The following is a 7,126-nucleotide window of genomic DNA, read 5'->3' as shown; positions in this document are numbered from 1 at the left end:
AGCTGGCCGCCCAGCTGCGGATCACCGAGCGGACGGTCCGCCGGGACATCGCGCGGCTGCGGGAGCTCGGCTACGGCATCGAGTCGGAGATGGGCCCGTGGGGCGGCTACCACCTCGGGCCCGGCACCGGCATTCCGCCGCTGATCCTGGATGAGGAGGAGGCGCTCGCGGTCGCCGTGGGGCTGCGCGCGGCCGCGTTCAGCGGGGTGTCGGGCAGCGACCAGGCGGCTCTGTCGGCGCTGCTGAAGCTGCGCCAGGTGCTGCCGGCCAGGATCGCCGACCGGCTCGGGGAGCTGGACGCCGCGTTCACCCACACCGCCTTCCCCGACGACGGCCGGATCTCGCCGGCGCTGCTGCTCGGCCTGGCGACGGCGTGCCGGCGGGGCGAACGCATCCGGCTGACCTACCGTGACGGGGGCGGGACGACGTCCACGCGGCGGGTGGATCCCTACCGGCTCATCTACACCGGCCGCCGCTGGTATCTGCTGGCCTATGACGTGACGCGGCAGGACTGGCGCACCTTCCGTACGGACCGCATCGTCGAGGCCGCCGCGACCGGGCAGGCCGCCGCGCTGCCCGACCCGCCGGATCCGGCGCGGATGGTGGGCACGGGCATCGCGTCGCGGCCCTACCCGATGCGGGTGAGCATCCGGCTGGCGGTGCCGGCCGATGAGGCGCGCCGGCTGGTGCCGCCGACGGTCGGGGTGCACCGCCCGGACGGTGCGGACGCGACGATCGTCGACATCGGCGGGCCGGACGCCGACGGCCTGGCCCGCTACCTGCTCAGCCTCGGCCGGCCGCTGCGGATCCTGCATCCGGAGGAGGTCCGGCAGGCGTTCCTCGCCCGTGCCAGGCAGCTCCTGGAGGACAACCAGGCGCCGTGACGGCTGGTCAAGGGCGGGCAGGGGGCGTGCCATGCCAAGGTCAAAAGTTGCTGTGGCTTCGTGATCGGGGCGGACCTGCGGCGTGAGCGGGACATAACCTGGGGGCGACGACCCGGGAGCGTGGCCCACACCGGTCACGGCCCCCGCGTCGCCAGTATGCACAGCGCGTCCATGACAGCGCGTGCCGTCCCGGCTCTGCGGGGTGGCGCGGGTGCTGATCGACTGGAGTTACGCCTCATGTTAGGAAGTGGAACGGCTGCTGCTTTCCGGCGGCGTGCCGGTGCCGCCCGCCGGCCGGCGGGCCGCCGCGCGCCGGGCGGGCCGGGGCGGGGTCCCGTGCGGGGTCCCGTGCGGGATCTCGCGCGGCGTCAGGTGAGGCGGCGGCGGATTCGTCCCTTGTGCGGGTTATCAGCGGGAGCGTCTGCCGTGGTGGCGCCGGTCGTCACGGTACGGCGTAGTGGGCCCCGCGCCCGGGTTGCCGTGGTGGAGCGGCGGGCGACGGGCCGGCAGTGGTCGCGCCACGGGCGGGTGGCGGAGCTGGAGCACGGCTTATTACCCGGCTTATTACGCCGGATGTCACGCGGGTTATGAGCCGGTGCCGGGCACGCCGGGCGCCCCGTCAGCCGAGTGCGGCTTTGAGATGGGCGCCGGTGATCGAGCCCGGCGCTGAGACGAGGTCCTGGGGCGGCCCTTGGAACAGGACGCGGCCGCCGTGTTTGCCGCCGCCAGGGCCGAGGTCGATCACCCAGTCGGCGCGTTTGACGACGTCGAGGTGGTGCTCGATGACGATGACGGTGTTGCCGCCGTCCACGAGCCGGTCCAGCAGGGCGATGAGCGTCTGGACGTCGGACAGGTGCAGGCCGGTGGTGGGCTCGTCCAGGACGTGGATGGCGCCGGTGCGGTGCAGCTCGGCGGCGAGTTTCATGCGTTGCAGCTCGCCGCCGGACAGGGTGGAGGTGGGCTGTCCGAGGGTGAGGTAGCCGAGGCCGACGTCGAGGAGGGCGTGGACGCGGGCGGTGACGGCGGGCTCGGTGAAGAAGGCGGCGGCCTGCTCGGCGGTCAGGGCGAGGACGTCGGCGATGGAGTGGCCGCGCAGCCGGTGGGTGAGCGCTTCGGGACGGTAGCGGGTGCCGGCGCACATTTCGCACACGGTGGTGATGGGGTCCATGAAGGCCAGGTCGGTGTGGATGAGGCCGCGGCCTTCGCAGCGGGGGCAGGCGCCGTCGGAGTTGTGGCTGAACAGGGCGGGCGGGGTGCCGGTGGCGCGGGCGAACAGGCGGCGGATCGGGTCGAGGATGCCGAGGTAGGAGGCGGGGCTGGAGCGGGCGGAGGTGCCGGGGGCGCTCTGGTCGACGACGGTGACGGAGGGGTGCTGGGCGGGCAGGATGCGGGTGGCGAGGGTGGATTTGCCGCTGCCGGCGACGCCGGTGATGCAGGTGAGCACGCCGGTGGGCAGGTCGAGGGCGACCTGGTGCAGGTTGTGCAGGGTGGCGGGGGAGAGCGTGAGCCGGCCGGTGGGGCGGCGCGGGCTGGTCTTGAGCGGGACGCGGTGGCGTAGCGCGCGTCCGGTGGGGGTGTCGGCGCGGGTGAGGGCGGCGACGTCGCCTTGGAAGACGACCTGGCCGCCGTGGGTGCCGGCGCCGGGGCCGAGGTCGATGACGTGGTCGGCGATGGCGATGACGTCGGGGTCGTGCTCGACGACCAGGACGGTGTTGCCTTTGTCGCGCAGGGCTCGCAGGAGGGTGTTGAGCCGTCCGACGTCGCTGGGGTGCAGGCCGGCGCTGGGCTCGTCGAAGACGTAGGTCATGCCGGTGAGGGCGGAGCCGAGGTGGCGGACGGTTTTGAGGCGCTGAGCCTCGCCGCCGGAGACGGTGGAGGTCTCGCGGTCGAGGGTGAGGTAGCCGAGGCCGATGTCGTCGAGGCGCCGCAGGGCTCGGGCGGCGGCGTCGGCGACGGGGTTGTGCAGGCCGTCCAGGACGGTGATGAGGTCGGTGATCTCCATGGCGGCGTGGTCGGCGATGGTGTGGGGGCCGATGCGGGTGGCCAGGGCCGCCTGGTTGAGGCGGGCGCCGTGGCACTGCGGGCAGACGCCTTCGGTGATGAGGTCGGCGACGGCGCGGCGGGTGCGTTCGGACAGGGTGGAGGTGTCGCGCCGGAGGTAGAGGCGGGTGAAGCGGTCGGCGACGCCTTCGTAGTCGACCTTGTTGAGGGTGCCGTTCTTGCCGTGGACGTCGACGGTGAAGCCGCTGCCGTGCAGGAGGAGGTCGCGTTCGGCGGGGGTGTAGTCGCGGACGGGTTTGGCGGGGTCGAAGGTGCCGGAGCGGGCGTAGATCTGCCATTGCCAGGTGCCGACGCCGAACAGGGGGAAGCGGATGGCGCCGTCGTCGAGGGAGCGTTCGTCGTCGATGAGGGCGTCGATGTCGAGGCGGACGGCGCGGCCGAGGCCGTCGCAGCCGGGGCACATGCCGGCGGGGTCGTTGAAGGAGTAGGCGAAGGAGTAGCCGGCGCTGGGGGTGCCGTAGCGGGAGAACAGGATGCGCAGGATCGGCATGATGTCGGTCATGGTGCCGACGGTGGAGCGGGCGTTGCCGCCGACGGGTTTCTGGTCGACGACGATGGTGGCGCTGAGGTGGTCGATGGTTTCGACGTCGGGTTTGTCGTAGGAGGGCAGGCGGTTGCGGATGAAGGCGGTGTAGGTCTCGTTCAGCTGGCGCTGGGCTTCGGCGGCGATGGTGTCGAAGACGATGGAGGACTTGCCGGAGCCGGACACGCCGGTGAAGACGACCAGGTGGTTCTTGGGGATGCGCAGGCTGACGTTCTTGAGGTTGTTGACGCGCGCGCCGGTGATCTCGATGCTGTCGTCCATCCCCCCACGCTACCGTATGGTGTACGGGACGCTGTACGGTCCGTGGTGTGGTGCGAGCCCGCTCCCGCGGCCGGTATACAGTGGGGCCATGGTGCGACCACCGCTGACCCCCGAGGAGCGGCTGCGCGGCGAGCAGCTCGGCCAGGTGCTGCGCCAGGCACGCGGCGAGCGCAGCATCGTCGAGGTCGCCGCCGCGGCCGGCATGTCCGCCGAAACCCTCCGCAAGATCGAGACCGGCCGCATCGCGACGCCGGCGTTCTTCACCATCGCGGCGCTGGCCGACGTGCTCGGCATCTCCCTCGACCGCCTCGCCGTCCGCTCCACCCCGGCCGCCACCGGCTAACCCCACCGGCCGGCCCCACCGGCCAGCCCTGCCGGCCTTCCTGACGCGCACGCCCGCCCGTTCCGGCGATACTGTGCGGGTGGAGTACGTGTCCAGAGTGCCGCGACCGCCGCTGGACGGGCTGATCGACGACCTCTACTACCTGGAGGGCGCGTCCCCGTACGCCCGGCTGACGCTGCCGCCGAGCCCGTCGGCCCTGCTCATCGTCAACCTCGGGGCGCCGTTCCGCATCCGCGCCGGCACCGGCACCGAGACGGGCGCGTACGCCGACGGCTGCGTGATCACCATGCCCACCCGCGCCGTCGAGTTCGGCTACCCGCCCCGCACCCGGTCCGTCGGGGTGCACTTCAAGCCGTGGGGGCCGGCGCCGTTCCTGCCGATGCCCGCCGCCGAGCTGTGCGACCGGCCGGTCACACTGGAGCAGGTGTGGGGCCGGGCCGCCGTCGCCGAGCTGCGCGAGCGGCTGGCCGCGGCGAGCGGGCCGCACGCGATGCTGACGCTGCTGGAGCAGGAGCTCATGCGGCGGCTGCGCGAGACCCCCGGCCTCGCGCTGGTCCGCCACACCAGCGACGTCATCGCGGCGAGCGGCGGGACGGCCACGATCGGCGACCTGAGCGTGGCCGCCGGAGTCAGCAGCACCCATCTGGCACGGCGGTTCAAGGAGCTCATCGGCGTCACCCCCAAGCGGCTGGCCCGCACCCACCGCTTCACCGCCACCGTGTTCGCGATCGACCCCGCCGGGCCATCGACTGGGGCGGCCTCGCCGGCGGCGCCGGCTACTTCGACCAGGCCCACTTCGGCCACGAGTTCCGCGCCTTCACCGGGCTCACACCCACCCGGTACATCGAGGTCCGGCGGCGGTTCCTGCGCGAACACCCCGGCCACGTGCTGAACGGCTGGCCGCTGCCGGCCGACTGACCTCTCACAAGACAGGCCATGCGACGACGGGGGCTGTCAGACGAGCGCGAGCTGCGCCGCCTTCGGCTCGCCCTGCGCCGGTTCGGGGGCGCCGTACTCCATCCCGTACATGCGGCACAGCTGCGCGATCTGCCCCGTGATCCGGCCCTCGTAGGCCGGTGACGGCAGGCCCGCGCGGTCGTACAGCTCCTCGTAGCGGGCCACGAGCTGCGGATGCGCCTGCTCCAGCCACTCCACGTACCAGGCGCGCGTGCCCGGCGGCAGCCGCAGCACCACCGGCTCCACCCGCCGCACCCCGGCCGCGGCGATGCGGCGTACGGTGGCGGCGAGCTGGTCGGCGGCGTCGCTCAGCAGCGGCAGCACCGGCGCCATCAGCACCCGGCAGTCGACGCCCGCCTCCACCAGCGCCGAGACCAGCTCCAGCCGCGCCTGCGCGGGCGGCGCGCCCGGCTCGACGGCGCGCCGGATCCGCTCGTCCACGAACGCGATCGACACCGCCACCCGCGCCCCGGCCCGCGCCAGCAGCTCGGCGTCGCGCAGCACCAGCGGCCCCTTGGTGTAGACGGTGAACGGGGTGCCCGCGCCGGCCAGCGCCGCGATCACGCGCGGCATCAGCCGGTAGGTCTCCTCCGCCGCCTGGTAGCAGTCGCCGCCCAGCCCGACCGCGATCTCGCCGCCGCCCCAGCGTTGCAGCTCGGCGCGCAGCCGCTCGGCGACGTTCGGGCGCACGACGATGCGGGTGTCGAAGTCGCGGCCCAGGTCGAGACCGAGCTTGCGGTGCGCGGCGCGGGCGCCGCAGCCGCGGCAGGCATGGGCGCAGCCGCGGTAGGGGGAGACGGCCCACTGCTGGGCGATGCCCGCGGCCTGCGGCACCCGCTCGATCACGGTGCGGGCCTGCAGCTCGTAGAAGCCGTCACGCAGCACGGCCCGCCGCTCGATCAGCGGGCGATCGTCGGCGGCGTCGACCAGCGAAAGCGCGTCCCAAGCCACACCCTCCAGTGGAACACGTATTCGACTCGGTTTTCAAGCGATTCACCTCAGCCCGCGCCGCCGGCGGGGGAGCGGCACCGTAAAATCAGGACACCCGTACCACTTTTCGCCACACCCCAGGAGAACCCATGGCCTGGATCCTGCTCGCCCTCGCCATCACCAGCGAAGTCCTCGCCACCACCGCCCTCAAGCTCAGCAACGGCTTCACCCACCTCGGCTGGAGCATCGCCGTCGCCGCCGGCTACATCACCTCCTTCGCCCTGCTGGCCCGCGTCCTGAAACTCCAGCTCGACATGGGCACCGCCTACGCCGTCTGGTCCGGCGCCGGCACCGCCGCCATCGCCCTCATCGGCGCCGCGTTCATGGGGGAGAACCTCACCCCGCTCAAGATCGGCGGTATCCTGCTCATCATCGGCGGCGTCGTCCTCCTCAACCTCGCAGGTGGCCATTGAACGCACTGAACCCACCCGGCTCCCCAGACGAGCACACAGACGGGCACCCAGACGAGCACACAGATGGGCACCCGGACGGGCACACAGATGGGCACCCGGACGGCACCACCCCGCGCACCCCGAGCCAGGAACGCGGCCGCCGCCGCCGCGCCACCCTCCTCAACGCCGCCGTCGCCCTGCTCACCGAGGGCGGCTTCAAAGCCGTCACCCACCGCGCCGTCGCCCAGCGCGCCCACCTGCCGCTGGCCGCCACCACCTACTACTTCGCCTCCCGCGACCAGCTCCTGGCCGAAGCGTTCGCCCAGCTGGTGGAGACCGAGCTGGCCACCACCCGCGCCTGGATCACCCGCCACGGCCTGCCCGCCCTCACCGACCAGGTCGCCACCGCCGACCGCGCCCGCCAGCTCGGCCTGTGGGAGCTGTACGTCCACGCCGGCCGCGACCCCGTCCTGCAGCACATCGCCCGCCGCTGGACCGACGGCTGCGTCCGCCTCATCGCCGAGACGCTCGGCCGGCCCGAGAACGACCCCCGCGTCCGCCTCCTCTACACCACCGTCTCCACCCTGTGGCTCGAACACGTCGTGGAACAACGCCCTCTCGACGAGGCCCGCGCCCTGCTCGGCCTCGCCCTGACCCAGGCGACCGCCGGAAGGACCCCATGACCATCCACCAT

General features: G+C 73.1%; 7 protein-coding genes. 5 read left to right on the top strand and 2 right to left on the bottom strand.

Translation table 11 applies throughout. From position 1 onward, the window contains the following. On the top strand, positions 1-884 hold an 884-nt coding region (locus KIS93_RS08240), incomplete at its 5' end, for a helix-turn-helix transcriptional regulator (RefSeq protein ID WP_186403967.1). Positions 885-1,503: 619 nt separating this feature from the next. On the opposite strand, the gene KIS93_RS08235 is transcribed toward KIS93_RS08240, so the two are convergent. After that, positions 1,504-3,750: an excinuclease ABC subunit UvrA gene (locus KIS93_RS08235; RefSeq protein ID WP_080038897.1), complete on the bottom strand. Its 2,247-nt coding sequence runs from the start codon at positions 3,748-3,750 to the stop codon at positions 1,504-1,506. A gap of 88 nt (positions 3,751-3,838) precedes the next feature. On the opposite strand from KIS93_RS08235, the gene KIS93_RS08230 reads away from it, so the two are divergent. Continuing rightward, complete coding sequence (locus tag KIS93_RS08230; protein WP_080038896.1) at positions 3,839-4,093, top strand: helix-turn-helix domain-containing protein; 255 nt, start codon at positions 3,839-3,841, stop codon at positions 4,091-4,093. A gap of 79 nt (positions 4,094-4,172) precedes the next feature. Then, the gene (locus KIS93_RS08225) at positions 4,173-4,985 is read left to right on the top strand and encodes a DUF6597 domain-containing transcriptional factor (RefSeq protein ID WP_222107324.1); all 813 of its coding nucleotides are present in this window, start codon (positions 4,173-4,175) and stop codon (positions 4,983-4,985) included. A gap of 62 nt (positions 4,986-5,047) precedes the next feature. On the opposite strand, the gene KIS93_RS08220 is transcribed toward KIS93_RS08225, so the two are convergent. Beyond that, the gene (locus KIS93_RS08220) at positions 5,048-6,001 is read right to left on the bottom strand and encodes a radical SAM protein (RefSeq protein WP_230466177.1); all 954 of its coding nucleotides are present in this window, start codon (positions 5,999-6,001) and stop codon (positions 5,048-5,050) included. Between the two features lie 128 nt (positions 6,002-6,129). Between KIS93_RS08220 and KIS93_RS08215 the strand changes: the two genes are divergently transcribed. Further along, the gene (locus tag KIS93_RS08215) at positions 6,130-6,453 is read left to right on the top strand and encodes a DMT family transporter (RefSeq protein WP_080038895.1); all 324 of its coding nucleotides are present in this window, start codon (positions 6,130-6,132) and stop codon (positions 6,451-6,453) included. After that, positions 6,450-7,115, top strand: coding sequence for a TetR/AcrR family transcriptional regulator (locus KIS93_RS63190; protein WP_080038894.1), 666 nt, complete (start codon positions 6,450-6,452; stop codon positions 7,113-7,115). The genes KIS93_RS08215 and KIS93_RS63190 overlap by 4 nt, the downstream gene beginning before the upstream one ends. Positions 7,116-7,126 lie beyond the last annotated feature (11 nt).

Origin of the sequence: [Actinomadura] parvosata subsp. kistnae (genome assembly GCF_900323885.1) — a bacterium.
Taxonomy (GTDB): Bacteria; Actinomycetota; Actinomycetes; order Streptosporangiales; family Streptosporangiaceae; genus Nonomuraea; species Nonomuraea composti.
The sequence above is the reverse complement of the archived record's forward strand: the minus strand, read 5'-3'. Positions and strand labels throughout refer to the sequence as shown.

Coding starts and splice junctions, on each gene's coding strand:
- KIS93_RS08235 (WP_080038897.1), bottom strand. CDS start 3,750: ATGGACGACAGCATCGAGATCACCGGCGCGCGCGTCAACAACCTCAAG.
- KIS93_RS08230 (WP_080038896.1), top strand. CDS start 3,839: ATGGTGCGACCACCGCTGACCCCCGAGGAGCGGCTGCGCGGCGAGCAG.
- KIS93_RS08215 (WP_080038895.1), top strand. CDS start 6,130: ATGGCCTGGATCCTGCTCGCCCTCGCCATCACCAGCGAAGTCCTCGCC.